Annotated in this window: 16 protein-coding genes; 14 read left to right on the top strand and 2 right to left on the bottom strand. The window is 73.9% G+C overall.

What is annotated here, in order from left to right:
- The first annotated feature begins 33 nt into the window (after nucleotides 1-33).
- From ACP7CD_RS14170 to ACP7CD_RS14190, 5 genes are all read left to right on the top strand, one after another.
- On the top strand, nucleotides 34-1,494 hold the full coding sequence (locus tag ACP7CD_RS14170) for a sodium:solute symporter (RefSeq protein WP_109221321.1): 1,461 nt from the start codon (nucleotides 34-36) through the stop codon (nucleotides 1,492-1,494).
- The gene (locus ACP7CD_RS14175) at nucleotides 1,491-2,996 is read left to right on the top strand and encodes a purine-cytosine permease family protein (RefSeq protein ID WP_426120467.1); all 1,506 of its coding nucleotides are present in this window, start codon (nucleotides 1,491-1,493) and stop codon (nucleotides 2,994-2,996) included. The genes ACP7CD_RS14170 and ACP7CD_RS14175 overlap by 4 nt, the downstream gene beginning before the upstream one ends.
- Complete coding sequence (locus ACP7CD_RS14180; RefSeq protein ID WP_426120468.1) at nucleotides 2,983-3,639, top strand: cyclase family protein; 657 nt, start codon at nucleotides 2,983-2,985, stop codon at nucleotides 3,637-3,639. Before ACP7CD_RS14175 ends, ACP7CD_RS14180 begins: the two co-directional genes overlap by 14 nt.
- 89 nt (nucleotides 3,640-3,728) lie before the next feature.
- Nucleotides 3,729-5,150: an NAD-dependent succinate-semialdehyde dehydrogenase gene (locus ACP7CD_RS14185; protein WP_426120469.1), complete on the top strand. Its 1,422-nt coding sequence runs from the start codon at nucleotides 3,729-3,731 to the stop codon at nucleotides 5,148-5,150.
- A gap of 90 nt (nucleotides 5,151-5,240) precedes the next feature.
- Nucleotides 5,241-6,824, top strand: a complete 1,584-nt coding sequence (locus tag ACP7CD_RS14190) for a thiamine pyrophosphate-binding protein (RefSeq protein ID WP_426120470.1) — start codon at nucleotides 5,241-5,243, stop codon at nucleotides 6,822-6,824.
- 112 nt (nucleotides 6,825-6,936) lie between these two features.
- On the opposite strand, the gene ACP7CD_RS14195 is transcribed toward ACP7CD_RS14190, so the two are convergent.
- Both ACP7CD_RS14195 and ACP7CD_RS14200 read right to left on the bottom strand, forming a co-directional pair.
- On the bottom strand, nucleotides 6,937-7,920 hold the full coding sequence (locus ACP7CD_RS14195) for a cation diffusion facilitator family transporter (protein ID WP_426120471.1): 984 nt from the start codon (nucleotides 7,918-7,920) through the stop codon (nucleotides 6,937-6,939).
- Entirely contained in the window at nucleotides 7,920-8,399 is a 480-nt protein-coding gene (locus ACP7CD_RS14200; protein WP_017834804.1) for a substrate-binding periplasmic protein, read from the bottom strand. Before ACP7CD_RS14200 ends, ACP7CD_RS14195 begins: the two co-directional genes overlap by 1 nt.
- Nucleotides 8,400-8,649: 250 nt before the next feature.
- Between ACP7CD_RS14200 and ACP7CD_RS14205 the strand changes: the two genes are divergently transcribed.
- From ACP7CD_RS14205 to ACP7CD_RS14245, 9 genes are all read left to right on the top strand, one after another.
- A complete protein-coding gene (locus ACP7CD_RS14205; RefSeq protein WP_017834798.1) occupies nucleotides 8,650-8,952 on the top strand; it encodes an urease subunit gamma in 303 nt (100 codons plus the stop codon).
- Nucleotides 8,953-8,983: 31 nt separating this feature from the next.
- Nucleotides 8,984-9,313 carry an urease subunit beta gene (locus ACP7CD_RS14210; RefSeq protein ID WP_426120473.1) on the top strand — a complete coding sequence of 110 codons (330 nt, stop codon included), beginning with the start codon at nucleotides 8,984-8,986 and terminating at the stop codon, nucleotides 9,311-9,313.
- Entirely contained in the window at nucleotides 9,310-11,022 is a 1,713-nt protein-coding gene (gene ureC / locus ACP7CD_RS14215; protein ID WP_426120474.1) for an urease subunit alpha, read from the top strand. Before ACP7CD_RS14210 ends, ureC begins: the two co-directional genes overlap by 4 nt.
- Nucleotides 11,023-11,088: 66 nt before the next feature.
- Nucleotides 11,089-11,577: an urease accessory protein UreE gene (ureE, locus tag ACP7CD_RS14220; RefSeq protein ID WP_426120475.1), complete on the top strand. Its 489-nt coding sequence runs from the start codon at nucleotides 11,089-11,091 to the stop codon at nucleotides 11,575-11,577.
- On the top strand, nucleotides 11,558-12,280 hold the full coding sequence (locus ACP7CD_RS14225; protein ID WP_426120476.1) for an urease accessory protein UreF: 723 nt from the start codon (nucleotides 11,558-11,560) through the stop codon (nucleotides 12,278-12,280). The genes ureE and ACP7CD_RS14225 overlap by 20 nt, the downstream gene beginning before the upstream one ends.
- A gap of 75 nt (nucleotides 12,281-12,355) precedes the next feature.
- Nucleotides 12,356-13,009, top strand: coding sequence for an urease accessory protein UreG (ureG, locus tag ACP7CD_RS14230; protein WP_426120477.1), 654 nt, complete (start codon nucleotides 12,356-12,358; stop codon nucleotides 13,007-13,009).
- Nucleotides 13,006-13,902 (top strand): urease accessory protein UreD, encoded by an 897-nt coding sequence (locus ACP7CD_RS14235; protein ID WP_426120478.1) that lies wholly within the window; start codon nucleotides 13,006-13,008, stop codon nucleotides 13,900-13,902. The genes ureG and ACP7CD_RS14235 overlap by 4 nt, the downstream gene beginning before the upstream one ends.
- A 209-nt stretch (nucleotides 13,903-14,111) precedes the next feature.
- Nucleotides 14,112-15,059 (top strand): alpha/beta hydrolase, encoded by a 948-nt coding sequence (locus tag ACP7CD_RS14240; RefSeq protein ID WP_426120480.1) that lies wholly within the window; start codon nucleotides 14,112-14,114, stop codon nucleotides 15,057-15,059.
- 136 nt (nucleotides 15,060-15,195) lie between these two features.
- Entirely contained in the window at nucleotides 15,196-15,669 is a 474-nt protein-coding gene (locus ACP7CD_RS14245; RefSeq protein ID WP_017834789.1) for a hypothetical protein, read from the top strand.
- The last annotated feature ends 71 nt before the right edge of the window (nucleotides 15,670-15,740 follow it).

Raw genomic sequence — 15,740 nt, forward strand, 5'->3', positions numbered from 1 at the left:
GGGCGCCCGCGCCCCGAGGAAGCAGCGACACCCATGAACGTGCTGATCATCGTGCTGTACCTGGTCGCCATGGTGGCGGTCGGGCTCTGGGCCAGCCGCCGGGCCCACGACGCCGAGGACTACCGGGTGGCCGGCCGCCGCCTGGGCCCCGGCTTCTACACCGGGACGATGGCCGCGGTGGTCCTCGGCGGCGCGTCCACCGTGGGCGGGGTGGGCCTCGGCTACACCTACGGCATCTCCGGGATGTGGCTGGTGGTGGCGATCGCCACCGGCCTGGCCGCGCTGAGCCTGTTCTTCGCCGGCCGCATCCAGTCCCTCAAGGTGTTCACCGTCTCCCAGATGCTGCAGCTGCGCTACGGCGAGCGCGGCGGGGCCAAGGCGTCCTCGTTCGTGATGCTGGCCTACACCGTGATGCTCTCGGTGACCTCCACCTCCGCGTACGCCGCGATCTTCTCGGTCCTCTTCCCGCTCGACCGGTCGTGGGCGATCCTGCTCGGCGGCGTGGTGGTCGTGGCGTACTCCGTGCTCGGCGGGATGTGGTCGATCACGCTCACGGACATGATGCAGTTCGTGTTCATGACGGTCGGCATCTTCCTGGTCCTGCTGCCGTTCTCCCTCTCCGCGGCGGGCGGCTGGACCGGGCTCGAGGACCGGCTGGACGCCACGTTCTTCACCTGGGACGGCATGGGCACGCAGGCGATCGTCACCCAGTTCGTGGTCTACGGCTTCGGCATGCTGATCGGCCAGGACATCTGGCAGCGCGTCTTCACCGCCCGCTCCCCGCAGGTCGCCCGCTGGGGCGGGCTCGCCTCCGCGGCCTACGTGGCGCTCTACGGCGTGGCCGGGGCCGTCATCGGGATGACGGCCGCCGCCGTGGCCCCGGACCTCTCCTCCCCGGACGACGCGTTCGCCACGATGGCGCAGCAGTACGTCCCGGCCGGGCTCGGCGGGATCGTGCTCGCGGCCGGGGTCGCCGCCATGATGTCCACGGCCTCGGGCGCGCTCATCGCCGCGGCCACGGTGGCCCGCGTCGACGTCGTGCCGACCCTGAGGTCCCTGCTCACCCGGCACGCGGCCCCCGCCCCGGAGGGCACCGCCGAGGCGCTGCGCGGGGACCAGATCTACGTGCTCGTCTTCGGCGTGGTGATCACGGTGATCTCGATCTTCGTCTCGGACACCGTCACCGCCCTGACCATCGCCTACGACATCCTGGTGGGCGGCCTGCTCGTCGCCATCCTCGGCGGGCTCCTGTGGCGGCGCGGCACGAGCCTCGGTGCGGCCCTGTCCATGCTCGTCGGGTCCGTGGTGACCGTGGCGTCCATGGCAGTCTTCGGCGTGCTGGCCAACGCCCCCATCTACCTGGGACTGGCGAGCTCCGCACTGGTCTACGTGGTGGTCTCGCTGCTGTCCCGCCCCACGCACGCCGGGGTGCTGCGGCAGTGGAACGAGCGCCTCGCGGGCTCCGGCGCCGACCGCGCGGAGGCCCGCCCGTGAGCGCCTGGTCCCGGCTCTCGGACCACCTGGACGAGAACTCCGAGGGCTACGGCCCGCTGCGCGGCACGCTGGGCGCGGGCCGGATCGGGATGATCTGGCTCGCGGCGAACCTGGTGGTGACCACCCTGCTGACGGGGACGCTGTTCGTGCCCGGGGTGTCCTGGCCCACGGCCCTGGCCATGATCGTCCTGGGCACGCTGATCGGCGGGGCGGTGCTGGTGCTCGTGGGGAACATGGGCACCCGCACCGGTCTCGCCACCATGTCCCTGACCAAGGGCTCCTTCGGCCTGCGCGGGTCCTTCCTGCCGGTGGCCGCGAACGTTGTCATCCTCATGGGCTGGAGCTGGGTGCAGGCGATGCTCGCCGGCGTCACCGTGAACTTCCTCGTGGCGCAGGCGACCGGCTACTCGAACCCGGTGCTGTTCTCGGTGCTCTGCCAGGCGCTGGTCGTGGCGCTGGCCGTCCTCGGCCACGAGGGCATCGCCCGGGTGGAGCCGTGGCTGGCGGTGGTGATCCTGGGCATCATGGCCTGGGTGTTCACGGTGGCGTTCACGTCCTACCCCGTGGCCGACTTCGCCGCCCTGCCCGTGGACCCCGGGGCGGGCTGGTCCCCCATCGCGGTCCTCGACGTCGTCATCGCCACGGCCATCTCCTGGACCGTGCTCTCCGCGGAGTTCAACCGGCTCGCCCGCCGGCAGTCCGCGGGCATGATCGGCTCCGGTGCGGGGTACGTCCTGTCCACGGTCGCGGCCATGAGCCTCGGGGCCACCGCCGTCGCCTACGTGGTGCTCGACGGCGGGGAGGCGGTCGGGTTCGACCCGACGGTGCTCGTCGCCGCCTTCGGCGCGCCCCTGGCGGTGGTGGTCTTCCTGTCGGTGATGGCCACCAACACCATGGTCGTCTACGGCATGGTCTCCTCGGTGGTGAACCTCACGCCCTCGCGGAGGCTGCGGTTCCTGCCCACGGCGCTCGTGCTGGGGGCCGTGTCGGTCCTCGGGTCCACCCGGCTGGGCCTGCTGGACCAGTTCACCGAGTTCCTGGTGCTGATCGGCTCGCTGTTCATCCCCGTCTTCGCGATCATGCTGGTGGACTACTACGTGGTCCAGCGCGGCGCCTACGCGGCGGACATCCTGCGCGGGCGCGGCGGCCGGTACTGGTACCGGGGCGGGGTCAACCCCGCCGCCGTGGCGGTGTGGGTCCTCGGTGCGGTCTGCTCTCTGGTGCTCACCTACGTGCTGCCGAGTCCCGTGGGCGCGACCATTCCCACGTTCGTCCTCTCCGCGGCGCTCTACCTGCTCTGGGCCCTGGCCGCGAAGCGGATCGTGCCGGGCCGGCCGGCCCAGCGCCACCTCGCCGAGGCGGGGAGGACCGGGACGGACGGGACCGGGGCGCGGGACGGGGCCGCCGCGACCGAGCGGACCGGCGGACCCTGCACGGTCGGCGCTGTCGGCACTGTCGGCGCGGCCGGCGGGCCGGAGGAGGCCGCCGATGCGCCTCGTTGACCTGAGCCACCCCGTGGAGGCCGGCATGCAGGTCTTCCCGGGGGACCCGGCCGTGGACTCCCGGCTCGCGGCGTCCGTCCCGCGGGACGGCTTCCAGGTGGCCGAGCTGCACCTGGGCACGCACAGCGGCACGCACGTGGACGCCCCGCTGCATACCGTGGACGGCGGCTCGCCCGTGGACGAGCTCGACCTCACCCGCCTGGTGGGACCGGCGCGCATCGTGCACGTGCCGGACCTCCGGGAGCACGAGGTGATCCGCTGGGCGCACGTCCGCGCACAGCTGGAGGACGTGCGGGCCGGCATGATCGTGCTGTTCCGCACCGACTGGTCCCGGCACTTCGGCACCCCGCGCTACCTGGCGCACCCGGTGCTGGACGTGGAGATCGCCGAGCGCCTGCTGTCCGCGGGCGTGCACGTGCTCGGCACGGACACCCTCAACCCGGACCGCACCCCGGACGCCGGCTCGACCGGCCCGCTCGAGCCGGCGGTGCACGCGGCGGTCCTGGGAGCGGGCGGGGCGATCGTCGAGAACCTGACGAACCTGCACGCCGTCGACTGGCGGGACCCGCTGGTGAGCGTCCTGCCGCTGCGGCTGCGCGGACTGGACGGCTCCCCGGTGCGGGCGGTGGCGATGCAGCCGTGAGCCCCGCACCGCCCCTGCCCGGCCCCCGCCCCGGGACCACGACGTCACCGACGACGACGACACCCGACCACTCCCGAGGAGACCCCGCCATGACCGCCGACGCCCGATCCACCGCCCCGTCCGCCTACCGGTCCGTCAACCCGGCGACGGGTCGGGTCCTGGCCGAGCACCCGACCGCCACCGACGCCCAGGTCCAGGAGGCCCTGGCCGGCGCCGACGCCGCGTTCCGCGCCTGGCGGACCCTGCCGATCGAGGAGCGGGCGGCCGTCGCGGCCCGCGTCGGGACGCTGTTCGCCGAACGGGTCGAGGAGCTGGCCGCCGTCATCACCGAGGAGATGGGCAAGCCGCTCGCCGAGGCCCGGGACGAGGTCGCGTTCTGCGCCGAGATCTTCGCCTACTTCGCCGAGCAGGGCCCGGCCCTGGCCGCCGACCAGCCCATCACGGCCTCCGGCGGCGGCCGGGCGGTGGTCCAGAAGCGACCTGTGGGGGTGCTGCTCGGGATCATGCCGTGGAACTACCCCTACTACCAGGTGGCCCGCTTCGCGGCCCCCAACCTGGTGCTGGGCAACACGATCGTGCTCAAGCACGCCGAGTCCTGCCCCCGGGCGGCCCTGGCCCTCCAGCAGCTCATGGACGACGCCGGGGTGCCGGCCGGCGCCTACGCCAACGTCTTCGCGAGCCACGACCAGGTCGCGGACATCATCGCCGACCCGCGGGTCCAGGGGGTGTCCCTGACCGGCTCCGAGCGGGCCGGGGCGAAGGTCGCCGAGATCGCCGGGCGGAACCTGAAGAAGGTCGTCCTCGAGCTCGGCGGCTCCGACCCCTACGTGGTGCTGGACAGCGACGACGTGCGCGAGTCAGCCCGCGCGGCCTTCGCCACCCGCATGGGCAACACGGGCCAGGCGTGCAACTCCAACAAGCGGATGATCGTCATGGCGGACCTCTACGACGAGTTCGTGGCCGAGCTGACCCGCCAGGCCGAGGCGCTGACCCCGGGCGACCCAGCCGAGGCCGCCCCCGGGACCTTCGCCCCCCTGTCCTCCCGGGCCGCGGCCGAGGGACTGGCCCGTCAGATCCGGGCCGCCGTGGACGCCGGCGCCACCCTGCACGCCGGCGGGCGGCTGCTCGAGGGCCCGGGCGCGTACCTGGAGCCCACCGTGCTCACCGGGATCACCCCGGACATGGCCGCCCACCACGAGGAGCTCTTCGGCCCCGTGGCCGTGGTCTACCGGGTGGCCGACGACGCGGAGGCGCTCGCCCTGGCCAACGACACCCCCTACGGCCTGGGCGGGGCGGTCTTCAGCACGGACCCCGACCGGGCGCGCCGACTCGCCGAGGGCCTGGACGCGGGCATGGCCGCCGTCAACGCCGCCGAGGCCGAGGGCGCCGAGATGCCCTTCGGCGGGGTCAAGCGCTCCGGCTACGGCCGGGAGCTGGGCCCGCTGGGCATGGACGAGTTCGTCAACAAGCGCCTGCTCTACGTCAAGGACCGGCCCGCCGGGGAGGGCTGACCGCCGGCGTCCGCCGCACGGCCCACTCCGCCCGGCCCGATCTGCTCCACCTGCCCCGCACCACCCGCCCCACCCCTTGGAGGACCGCTCATGACCGCCCGCAGGACCACCGCCCGTGCCGTGCTGGAGACCCTCCGGGGCTACGGCGTCGACACCGTCTTCGGCATCCCCGGGACCCACTCGCTCGAGTTCTACCGCCCGCTGCGCGAGCTGGGCATCCGGGCGGTCACCACCCGCCACGAGCAGGGCGCCGCGTACGGCGCCGACGGGTGGAGCCAGGTCTCCGGGCTGCCGGGCGTCGTCATCACCACGTCCGGGCCGGGCCTGCTCAACTCGCTGTCCGGGGCGGCCACGGCCTACGCCGAGTCCCGCCCGATGATCATCCTGTCCCCCGGCCGTCCGGTGGGCCACGACTTCCGGGACATCGGCTCGCTGCACGAGACGAAGAACCCGTCCGCGGCCGTGGACGCGATCGTCGGCCGCAGCCGCCGGGTCACCAGCGGGGCCGAGGCCGTGACCATGGTCCACGACGCCTTCCGGGACTTCGCCCACTCCCGCCCTCGGCCGGTGCACATCGAGATCCCGCTGGACGTCCTGGAGGCGGAGCTCGACTACACCGACCGGCAGGTGGCCCCGCGCCGGCTCGGCGCCCCGCAGCCGGCACCGGTCGACGACGTGCGCCGCGCCGCCGAGGTGCTGCGGGACGCCGAGCACCCTGTCATCCTCGCGGGCGGCGGCTCGCTGGCCGCCGGCGCGCGGCTGCTCGAGCTCGCCGAGCTGCTCGAGGCGCCGGTCATCACCACGACCAACGGCAAGGGCGCGATCCCCGAGCGGCACCGCCTCTCGCTGGGCGCCGACCTGCGCCTGTCCACCGCGCACGAGTTCCTGCGCTGCGCCGACGCCCTGCTGGTGATCGGCTCGAAGGTGGGCGAGGCCGAGCTGTGGGGCGGGGACATCACGCCGCGGGGCCCGGTCGTGCGCGTGGACATCATGCGGGACCAGATGCTGTGCAACCTGGACCCGGACATCGAGCTGCCCGGACACTCCGCGGCCGTGGTCCCGCAGCTCCTCGAGGCGATCGGCCCGCTCGCCCCGCGCCCCCCGCGCGACCTCACCGAGGTCTTCGCCCGGCTCGACGACGAGGGCCGCCGCACCGCACCCGAGCTCGCGGCCCTCAACGAGACGATCATGGCGGTGGTGCCCGAGGACACGATCATCGGCGGCGACTCCTCCCAGGTCACCTACCTGGGCTCCACCACGTTCTTCCGCGCCCAGCTCCCGCACTCCCTGCTCTACATGGGGACCTACGCGACCCTGGGCTACGGCCTGCCCGCCTCGATCGGGGCGAAGCTCGCCGCCCCGCACCGGCCCGTGCTGTGCCTCGTGGGCGACGGCGCCCTGATGTTCTCGATCCAGGAGCTGATGACCGCCGTGGAACTCGGCGTGGACCTGCCGATCGTGTGCGTGGACAACGGCGGCTACGGCGAGATCCGGCAGAACATGACCGACCGGGACATCGACCCACTCGCCGTGGACCTGCGGCAGCCGGACTGGCCCGCGCTCGCGGAGGCCTTCGGCGCGGTCGGGTTCGAGGCCACCCCGGAGAATCTGGCCGAGAAGGTCGTCGAGGCGCTCGCGGTCGAGGGGCCGAGCCTGGTGCACCTGAAGATCTGACCCCGCCGAGGGGTCCGGTTCCACCCACATCCCTGCCGAGGGGTCGCCGCCTGTCGGAACACAGCCCGGATGGACTCGGGACGAGACCCCTCGCGCAGGGGCGGGGGTCGGGTCAGCGCGGGACCTGGTCCTCCGGCAGCTCCGTCACGGGGGCGAGCACGACGTCCTCGATCTTCCAGTCCAGGTCCGCGCAGCGCTTCCGGGCGGCCGCGAGCTGCTCGAGCGTCGGGACGACCCCTTCGGCCGGGACCATGAAGGCCTCCACGTGGAAGACGTGGCCCTCGTCACGGACCCGGACGCCCACGTCCTGCACCCAGGGCTGCTGGCGCAGCACGGTCTCCATCTCCTGGAGGAGAGGGTGCGGCGCGGCGTCGTCGTAGGTGGTCGGGCGGGAGTCCACGAGGTCGGCGACGGCGCCCTTGAGGTTCGTGGCCCCGTCCTTGAGGATCGAGGTGGAGACCACGAGCGCCGCGACCGCGTCCGCCCACCACAGGCCCATCCCGATGCCCAGCACACCGACCGAGGTGGCCAGGCCGGTCATCCAGTCCGCCTTGTTCATGTCGGCGTCGGCGTAGAGCACCTTGTCGTGGAGCTCCTCCGCGAGCCTCATCTTCATCCGGCCCAGGACCACGGGCGGGATGCTGGTGAGCGTCATCGCCGCCACCATCAGCCACCCGGACCACACCGGCGTGCCGAACAGGTTCGTGACCCCGATCGGGGGCCGCTCGCCCCGCAGGAGCCCGGAGCCGGAGTCGACCACGAGGAACGCGCCCATCGACAGGAGCGCGACCGCCGCCACGAGGTGGCCCACGCCCACGGAGCGGTGGTAGCCGTAGGGGTGGCGCGGCGTGGGGCGCCGGCCGGCGACGCGGACCGCCACGAGGAAGGCGAGGGGCGGCAGGAACGAGAGCGAGTCCTCGATCCAGGCGACCTTCATGGCCTGGGACTGCCCGGCCACGAGCGCCACGACGGCCACGGTCACGGCGAGCACCCCGAGGGTGATCTTCTCCAGGCGCACCGCACGCGCCAGGGTGCGCGCCTGGGCGCCGGTGAGCTCGGTGGACCCGAACCGGGCCGTCGCCCCGGACTGCGACATCACCCCTCCTCCCGTTCCACCAGGAACGTCTCGAGCTCGGTGAGGAAGCCGTTCTCCCCCAGCCGGGTGGCCAGCACGATCTTCTCGGTGCGGCCGTCCCCCGTCTCGATCTCCGTGTGCGGGCGGGTCAGCGCGGCGTGCTTCTCCCAGGGGGACGTCTCGGTGAGGCCTGCGACGACGACGTCGAGGTCGCCGCCCTCGAGCGAGCGGATCAGGTGGCTCTCGGCGCCGGAGGTCCAGACGACCTCGGCGTCGATCCGCTCGGCGAACTCCTCGACCAGCTCGACCTCCACCCCCGAGGGACGGCCGCTGTCGGCGACCTCCGTCCAGGGCGGGCTCTCCGAGACCCCGGCCCGCAGCTCACCGCCGCGCACCCGGTCGAGGGTTCCCTCCGGGTCCTTCGGGAACCCGGAGCCGCACCCCGTGACCAGGGCCGCGGTCAGCACCGCCACCGCGAGCGGGCGCACCGAGGGGGACATCGCCGCACGACCTTTCCCAGCACCGGGGCGGTCCCGGCGGACCGCGCTCTCCATCGGTCCCGAGCATACGGAGTTCCGTCCGCGCCGTGGCACGGACGGGGGCCGGACCGGGCACCGTCGTCTCCGCGCAGCAGGGCAGGTCCGCGACCGTGACCAGGGCACGTGCCGGAAACACCCGGTGAACCTCGCCGAAACACGGAGCCCCTACGGTGACGACTGTCCCTGAGCGCCCGCCGTCCCGAGGAGAGCCGTGCACCTGACACCCCGTGAGCAGGAGAAGCTGCTGGTCGTCGTGGCCGGCGACCTCGCCCGGCGGCGCCGGGACCGGGGGCTGCGGCTCAACCACCCGGAGGCCGTCGCCCTGATCACCGCCGAGCTGCTGGAGGGCGCCCGGGACGGCCGGACCGTGGCCGAGCTCATGTCCTGGGGCTCCACGATCCTGGCCCGGGCGGACGTCATGGAGGGCGTGCCGGAGATGGTCCACTCCGTCCAGGTCGAGGCGACCTTCCCGGACGGCACCAAGCTCGTCACCGTCCACGACCCCATCCGCTGACCCGCCCGCCCCCGGCACCGAAGGAGCGCCCGTGATCCCCGGAGAGTACGTCCTGCGGCCCGAACCCGTCGTGATCAACGCCGGCCGGCCCACCACGGAGCTGGACGTGGTCAACCGCGGCGACCGCCCCGTGCAGGTGGGCTCGCACTTCCACTTCGCCGAGGCCAACCCCGGCCTCGAGTTCGACCGGACGGCGGCCCGCGGCTTCCGCCTGGACGTCCCCGCCGGCACCGCGGTGCGCTTCGAGCCCGGCGACCGCAAGCGCGTCCGGCTCGTCGCCCTGGCGGGGCGCCGCGAGGTCCACGGCCTCGCGAACCGGGTGAACGGGCCCCTCGACGCCCCCGGGAAGGAGCAGGCATGAGCCACGAGATGTCCCGCGCCCAGTACACGAGCCTCTACGGGCCCACCACCGGGGACCTGGTGCGCCTGGCGGACACCGAGCTGTTCCTCGAGGTGGAGCACGACCGCACGGTCCCCGGGGACGAGGTGGTCTTCGGCGGGGGCAAGGTGATCCGGGACGGCATGGGCCACAACGGGCGGCTGACCCGGGACGACGGCGTGGTGGACACCGTGGTCACCAACGCCGTGGTGCTCGACGCCTCCGGGATCTACAAGGCGGACGTCGGCATCCGGGACGGGCACATCAGCGGGATCGGCAAGGCCGGCAACCCGGACATCATGGACGGCGTCGACATCCTGATCGGCGCCTCCACCGAGGTGATCGCCGGTGAGGGCCGGATCCTCACCGCGGGCGGGATCGACTCCCACATCCACTTCATCGGCGCCGACCAGATCGGCACGGCCCTGTCCTCCGGGATCACCACGATGTTCGGCGGCGGCACGGGCCCCGCCGAGGGCTCCAACGCCACCACGATCACCCCCGGCGCGTGGCACCTCGCCCGCATGTTCCGGGCCCTCGACGGCTACCCGATGAACTTCGGGCTGCTCGGGAAGGGCCACGCGAGCGCCGCCGAGCCCCTCGCGGAGCAGATCCGCGCCGGCGCCGTGGGGCTCAAGATCCACGAGGACTGGGGCGCCACCACGGCCGCGATCGACACGGCCCTGACCGTGGCCGACGAGTTCGACGTGCAGGTGGCCATCCACACCGACACCCTCAACGAGTGCGGGTTCCTCGAGGACACGGTGGCCGCGATCGGCGGGCGGGTCATCCACACGTTCCACACCGAGGGCGCCGGCGGCGGCCACGCCCCGGACATCATCCGCATCGCGGCCCTGCCCCACGTGCTGCCGTCCTCGACGAACCCCACGCTGCCCTTCACCCGGAACACGGCGGAGGAGCACCTGGACATGCTCATGGTCTGCCACCACCTCAACCCGGACATCCCGGAGGACGTGGCGTTCGCGGACTCCCGGATCCGGCCCGAGACGATCGCCGCCGAGGACGTGCTGCACGACCTGGGAGTGTTCTCCATGACCTCCTCCGACTCCCAGGCCATGGGCCGCGTGGGCGAGGTGGTGCTGCGCACCTGGCAGCTGGCCGACCAGATGAAGCGGCGAACCGGGCCCCTGCCCGAGGAGACGGGCCGCGGGGACAACGCCCGGCTGAAGCGCTACGTGGCCAAGTACACGATCAACCCGGCGGTCGCGCACGGGATCGCCGACGTCGTGGGCTCGGTCGAGCCGGGCAAGTTCGCGGACCTCGTGCTGTGGGACCCGGTGTTCTTCGGGGTCAAACCGCACGCCGTGCTCAAGGGCGGGCAGATCGTGCACTCGCTCATGGGCGACCCCAACGCCTCGATCCCCACCCCGCAGCCGCAGCTGATGCGGGACGCGTTCGGCGCGAAGGGCACCGCCCCGCACGCCAACTCCATCACCTTCATGTCCCGCGCCGCCATCGAGGCGGGCGTCGGCGAGCGCCTGGGCCTGCGCAAGCGAGTGCTGCCCGTGGGCGGGATCCGCGGCCTGACCAAGCAGGACATGCGGCACAACCACGCCACCCCGGAGATCGAGGTGGACCCGCAGACCTACGAGGTCCGTGTGGACGGCGAGATCGCCACGTGCGAGCCCGCCGAGGAGCTGGCCATGGCCCAGCGCTACTTCCTGTTCTGACCGGTCCGCCGCCCGGGCCCCGCACGCCCTGAGACACCCCGAAGCCCCACGAGAGGACCCGCACCCGTGATCGTCGAAGCCGTCCTCGGCAACCTGGCCGAGCTCACCGAGCCGGAGCGCGCCGGCCTGCACCTGGAGCGGGTCGCGCTCTCCGGGCCCGAGCTGCGCAAGCGCGTCCAGCGGGTCGTGACCGACCACGGGACCGAGGTGGGGATCCGGCTGAGCTCGCGGCGGGAGCTCAGGGACGGCGACATCCTGCACCGGGACGGCCACAACGCCGTCGTCGTCTCGACCCTGCCCACCGACGTCCTGGTGGTCGCGCCCGCCACGATCGAGCAGATGGGCTTCGTGGCCCACTCCCTGGGCAACCGGCACCTGCCCGCCCAGTTCCTCGGCCCCGCGGCCGAGGTCCCCGAGCTGCCCGACCACGACGGGGTCATGGTGCTCCAGTACGACCACACGGCCGAGGCCTTCCTGCGGGGCGCCGGGGTGCGCTTCGCGCGCGTCGAGCGGCAGATGGAGGTCCCCTTCCGCCATGCCGAGCACACCCACTGAGCACTCCCCCGCGGGCGCCGCCGGATCGCTCGCCGGGACGCTCGCCGTGCTGCAGCTGGCCGACTCCGCCCTGCCCACCGGCGCGTTCGCCCACTCCCTGGGGCTCGAGACCTACGTGGACGACGGCACGGTCCACGACGAGCCGAGCTTCCTGGCCTGGGTCCGGCACTGCCTGCACCACCAGGTGGTGCCGGCGGAGGGCTGGGCGGTGCGCGCGGTCGCCACGGCGGCCGACGACGACGCCGTGTGGCGCGCCGACGACCTGCTGGCCGCCCAGGCCCTGCCCGTCCAGGTGCGGGACGCCGCGACCGCGATGAGCCGGCGGATGACCGGCATCGGCGCCGAGAACTTCCCCTCCCCCCGGCTGCTGGCCTACGCGCAGCGCCAGCGCGCCGGGACGAGCCGCGGCAATCCCGCGGTGGCCTTCGCGCTCGTGGGCGCCGGCCTGGGCGTGGCCTGGGAGCAGCTGGCCGGCGCGTACCTCTTCTCGACCGTGACCTCCTTGACCCAGAACGCCGTGCGCGGCATCCCCATCGGCCAGAACGCGGGCCAGCGCGTGCTGCGCGCCCTGCACGAGGACGTCGCCCGCGGCGTCGAGCGGATCGGGTCCATGGCCGACCACGAGGCCGGGGCGACCAGTCCCGGCCTGGAGATCGCCCAGATGCGCCACGCCTGGCAGCGGGCCCGCATGTTCATGTCCTGACCTACCACCGCACCGACCGCACCGACCGCACCGACCGCACCGACCGCACCGACCGCACCGACCCAGGAGCTCACCATGACCACCGTCTCCCCCGCCCCCTCCGCGCCGACCGGCCGCGGCCCCGTGCGCATCGGCGTGGGCGGGCCCGTGGGCGCCGGCAAGACCCAGCTCGTGGAGCGGGTCACCCGGGCGCTGATCCACGAGGTCTCGATGGCCGCGATCACCAACGACATCTACACGATCGAGGACGCCAGGATCCTGGCCCGCAACGGCGTGCTGCCGCTGGACCGGATCGTGGGCATCGAGACCGGCGGCTGCCCGCACACCGCGATCCGCGAGGACACCTCGATGAACGAGGCCGCGATCGAGAAGCTGTGCGCCCAGCACCCGGACCTGCAGGTCGTGTTCGTCGAGTCCGGCGGGGACAACCTCTCCGCCACGTTCAGCCCGGAGCTGGTCGACTTCTCCATCTACGTCATCGACGTGGCCCAGGGCGAGAAGATCCCCCGCAAGGCCGGGCAGGGCATGATCAAGTCCGACCTGTTCGTCATCAACAAGACCGACCTCGCCCCGCACGTCGGCGCCGATCTCGACGTCATGGCCGCGGACTCCGCCGTGTTCCGCAAGGACCGGCCGTTCTGCTTCACCAACCTCCGGACCGACGAGGGCCTCGAGCGGATCCTCGCGTGGATCCGGCACGACGTGCTGATGCTGGACATGGTCCCGTGACCGCCGCCGCGCCCGCCTCCGCGGCGCCCGGCCGGCGCGCCGCGGAGGCCTCCGCGCCGGCCTCCGCGCCGACGGGCCGGCTCGAGCTGGTGCTGGTGCCCCGCGGGGACCGGACCGTGGCGGCCCACCAGTTCCACTCCGGCGCCCTGCGCGTGCTGCGCCCGCACCACCTGGACGGGTCGGGGCAGCCGTGCTTCGTCGTCGTCAATCCCGGCGGCGGGTACCTCGGCGGGGACCGCTACGAGCTGGATGTCACGGTCGGGGCCGCCGGCACCGCTCTGGTCACCACCCAGTCCGCGACCAAGGTCTACCGCACCCCGGCCGCCCCCGCCCGCCAGGACGTGCGCCTCGAGCTCGGCCCCGGCGCGGTCCTCGAGTACCTGCCGGACCAGCTCATCGCCTACGAGGACGCCGACTACGTGCAGTCCACGACCGTGACGATGGACCCCTCGGCCTGCCTCGTGGCGGGCGAGGTGGTCACCCCCGGGTGGGCGCCGGACGGCACCGTCTTCCGCTACCGCGGCGTGGTGCTGCGCACCGAGGTGCTGATGGGCGGGCGCACGGTGGTCCTCGACAACCTCCGCCTGCGCCCGGGGGAGGACGCCGTGGCCGGGCTCGGCTTCCTGGAGGGACGCACGCACCTCGGCTCCCTGCTGGTCGTGGACCCCCGGGCGGACCGGGAGCTGGTGGAGGAGGTCCACGACCTGCTCGCCGCGGCCGAGGCCCGGGTGCCGGGGCTGCGGTGCGGGGTCTCCGAGCTGCCGGTGCCCGGCCTCGTGGTCCGCGCCCTGGGCCCCGGCTCCGCGGAGCTCACGGACCTGCTCCTGGACGTCTCGGCGCTGCTGCGCGCGCGGTGGACGGGACAGCCGCGCGTCGCCCTGCGGAAGTACTGACCGGGCCCGGGCCGGCGACCCCGTCCTGCCGTCGCGGAGAGGACGCACGGGACTCCGGCGGCCGGTCCCGATCCGCGGCCACCGGCGGCGCCGGTCCGAGCCGGCGACCGCGGCCTGACCGCCCGGGACCCTGGCACCGGCGCCGGAACGCGCGCACGATGGACCCCACGGGCGGGCACCAGGGCCCGCCGCGGCCGGTGGAGGACACGATGCCGGAGGCTCTCACGTTCGACTCGGGCGGCGTCCCGTGCGCCGCCGCGCTGTACCGCCCGGCGCCGGCCGGCGCCGCGGCGCCCTGCGTGGTCATGGGCCACGGCTTCACCGGCACCCAGGACCAGCTGGCCGAGCACGCCGCCGGCCTCGTGGAGCACGGCCTGGCCGTGCTGACCTTCGACTACCGGCGGTTCGGCCGCAGCGGCGGCGCACCCCGGCAGGTCGTGGACGCCGCGGAGCAGCTCGAGGACTGGCGCGCGGCCGTACGCCTGGCCCGCTCCCAGCCCGGCCTCGACCCGGCCCGCACCGCGCTGTGGGGCAGCTCGCTGTCCGGCGGGCACGTCCTGCGGCTGGCCTCCGAGGACCGGCGGGTCCGGGCCGTGGTCGCCCAGGTGCCGGAGTTCGGCAAGGGCTCCGAGGGCACGGCCGGCGAGATCCGGGTCAAGAAGCAGCAGGAGCACATCCCGCTCGGGCTGCTCCTGCGGACCACCGTCCGGTTGCTGGCCGCCGCGGTCCGCGACGAGCTGCGGGGACGGCGCGGGCTCCCCCCGCGCTGCATCCCGGTGTTCGCGCTCCCCGGGGACGTGGGCGCGATCATCGACCCGGACAGCGACCGGTACCTGGAGCACGCCGTGAGGACGGGTCCGTCCTGGCGCAACGAGTTCGCGCCCCGGCTGCTCCTACACCCTCCCGTGTACCTGCCGGGCACCGCCGAACGGGTGCGGGCGCCGCTGCTCGTGTGCGTCGCGGAGCAGGACACCGAGACGGATCCGCGGCGGGCCGCGCGGATCGCCCGGGCGGCGCCGCGGGGCGAGGTCGTGACGTACCCGGTGGGGCACTTCGCGGTCTACGAGGACCCCGTGCGCTCGCGCGTGCTCGAGGACCAGGCCCGGTTCCTGGTCCGCCACCTCCGCCCCGGGGCGGAGCCGGCCGGCGGCCGCTGACGGTTCCCTCGCCCGGAGCGGCCGAGGCTCCGTCTGCCGGGGGAGGCCCCGGGGCGGGCCGCGCCGATAGCGTGCTGGGAGCGGCCCCGGCGACGGACGCGGGCCGGCCGCGCCGACCTCCCCCGGAAGGACCCCGATGATCGACGCCCTGCAGGAATTCACCTCGTCCCTGCCGCCGCTGCTCCAGTGGCTGGGGGTGGTGGTGGCAGGAGCGATCCCGTTCGTCGAGTCCTACTTCGGGTCCGTCGTCGGCGTCCTGGCTGGCCTCGACCCGGCGATCGCCGTCGGGGCCGCCGTCGTCGGCAACGTCGCCTCCATGCTGGCGCTGGTCCTGGGCGCGCACGGCCTCCGCCGCAGGTTCGCCGGCGACCCCCGGGAGCCCTCGCCCCGGCAGCAGAGACTGCGCCGGGCCTTCGACAAGTACGGTGTGGCCGGCGTGAGCCTGCTCGGCCAAACGATCCTGCCCAGCCAGATCACGGCCACCGCCATGGTCTCCTTCGGCGCGGACCGCAACGCCGTCATCCGGTGGCAGATCGTCTCCATCGTCCTGTGGGGCGTCGCCTTCGGCACCCTCGCGGCCATGGGAGTCGGCCTGCTGGACGCCGGCTGAGCCGCGCCGGCGCCCGGAGCGCCGGGCCGGGGTGCGGAAAACCGCAGGCGTACCAGGTGGAGAACGTCGCT

Origin of the sequence: Kocuria sp. LHG3120, from assembly GCF_049897445.1 — a bacterium.
GTDB lineage: Bacteria > Actinomycetota > Actinomycetes > Actinomycetales > Micrococcaceae > Kocuria > Kocuria rosea.

Bases quoted from the DNA above. Each gene is read 5' to 3' on its own strand.
- ACP7CD_RS14170 (WP_109221321.1), top strand. From the start codon at position 34: ATGAACGTGCTGATCATCGTGCTGTACCTGGTCGCCATGGTGGCGGTC.
- ACP7CD_RS14180 (WP_426120468.1), top strand. From the start codon at position 2,983: ATGCGCCTCGTTGACCTGAGCCACCCCGTGGAGGCCGGCATGCAGGTC.
- ACP7CD_RS14185 (WP_426120469.1), top strand. From the start codon at position 3,729: ATGACCGCCGACGCCCGATCCACCGCCCCGTCCGCCTACCGGTCCGTC.
- ACP7CD_RS14190 (WP_426120470.1), top strand. From the start codon at position 5,241: ATGACCGCCCGCAGGACCACCGCCCGTGCCGTGCTGGAGACCCTCCGG.
- ACP7CD_RS14195 (WP_426120471.1), bottom strand. From the start codon at position 7,920: ATGTCGCAGTCCGGGGCGACGGCCCGGTTCGGGTCCACCGAGCTCACC.
- ACP7CD_RS14200 (WP_017834804.1), bottom strand. From the start codon at position 8,399: ATGTCCCCCTCGGTGCGCCCGCTCGCGGTGGCGGTGCTGACCGCGGCC.
- ureC (WP_426120474.1), top strand. From the start codon at position 9,310: ATGAGCCACGAGATGTCCCGCGCCCAGTACACGAGCCTCTACGGGCCC.
- ACP7CD_RS14225 (WP_426120476.1), top strand. From the start codon at position 11,558: ATGCCGAGCACACCCACTGAGCACTCCCCCGCGGGCGCCGCCGGATCG.
- ureG (WP_426120477.1), top strand. From the start codon at position 12,356: ATGACCACCGTCTCCCCCGCCCCCTCCGCGCCGACCGGCCGCGGCCCC.
- ACP7CD_RS14240 (WP_426120480.1), top strand. From the start codon at position 14,112: ATGCCGGAGGCTCTCACGTTCGACTCGGGCGGCGTCCCGTGCGCCGCC.
- ACP7CD_RS14245 (WP_017834789.1), top strand. From the start codon at position 15,196: ATGATCGACGCCCTGCAGGAATTCACCTCGTCCCTGCCGCCGCTGCTC.